We start from the raw sequence: 1153 nt of genomic DNA on the forward strand, positions 1-1153 counted from the left end.
CATCGGCGATCTGGGCTCGGGTCCAGTCACCGACGGCGGCCAGGGTGCGGCCCCGAACGATGCCGCCGAGGAGGTGAAGAGTGATGTTGGGCCGGGATATGAGAATGCCTGCCACCGGAATTGAGTGGGTCACAACCGTCAATTCACGATCGTGAGGGAGCATCTCTGCCAGCCGGACAGTAGTAGTACCGGCATCGAGGATGATCGAGCCGCCGTCCGGAAGTTCATCCAGCGCAGCCCGGGCGATTCGCTCCTTCTGGCCCGCCGAGTGACTTTCACGGTCGGAGACCCCGGGCTCGATGCCTAGTCGCTCCACCGGAATAGCGCCCCCGTGCACCCTGCGAAGCACACCTCGACGTTCCAGGGCCGTCAGGTCTCGGCGCACCGTTTCGGGAGTGACCGCGAGATCGCGGGCGAGGCCGGCGACGTCGACGCGACCGTGGACACGGGCAGTGTCCAAAATCTGCTGGTGACGCTCCGGTGCGTACACTCGGACCTCATTGACGACGAATCGGACAAACCAAATGTGGTTATGGGCTTATATAAGTCCGTTTATGTCCGTTTGTCAATGAGCTGACGGCGTCGACTCACGATCAATCAGCATCCGCGCCGATCGTGCGTCGTTCAGTGCGCGGCAGAATCCCAGTTCGGGCCGGTACCAATCTGCACCTCCAGGGGGACCGTGAGGACGGCCGCCCCCGCCATGCGGTTGCGCACAATGGCAGTAAGGGCATCAAGCTCCCCTGCGGCTACCTCGAATACCAGTTCATCGTGCACCTGCAGCAGCATCCGTGATCCGAGCCCCTGCTCGCCGAGATCATGATCAATCCTGATCATCGCAATCTTCAGGATGTCGGCCGCGGTGCCCTGGATCGGCGAGTTGAGTGCCTGCCGCGCCGCATTTTCCCGCAACACCCTGTTCGATGACGACAGGTCGCCGAACGGGCGGCGTCGCCCGTAGAGGGTGGTCGTGTAGCCGTCTGCCCTGGCCTGTTCAACGACATTCTGAAGGTATTCGCGTACGGCGCCGAATCGCGCGAAATAGTCCGTCATGAGTTCCTTGGCTTCAGACGTCTCGATGCGCAACTGTTTGCTCAATCCAAAAGCGCTGAGGCCATAGGCAAGGCCGTACGACATTGCCTTCACCTTGGTG

The 1153-nt window shown here is 61.7% G+C and carries 2 protein-coding genes; both read right to left on the minus strand.

Annotated features, from left to right (window positions below; genetic code table 11):
• The coding region (locus RMN95_RS01530) for a DeoR/GlpR family DNA-binding transcription regulator (protein WP_309615203.1) at positions 1 to 490 on the minus strand (490 nt) is incomplete at its 3' end.
• A 134-nt stretch (positions 491 to 624) separates the two neighbouring features.
• Positions 625 to 1153 (minus strand): DNA polymerase (locus RMN95_RS01535; protein ID WP_309615204.1); only part of this gene is annotated, 529 nt, incomplete at its 5' end.

The organism is Salinibacterium sp., from assembly GCF_031364185.1.
Taxonomy (GTDB): domain Bacteria; phylum Actinomycetota; class Actinomycetes; order Actinomycetales; family Microbacteriaceae; genus Rhodoglobus.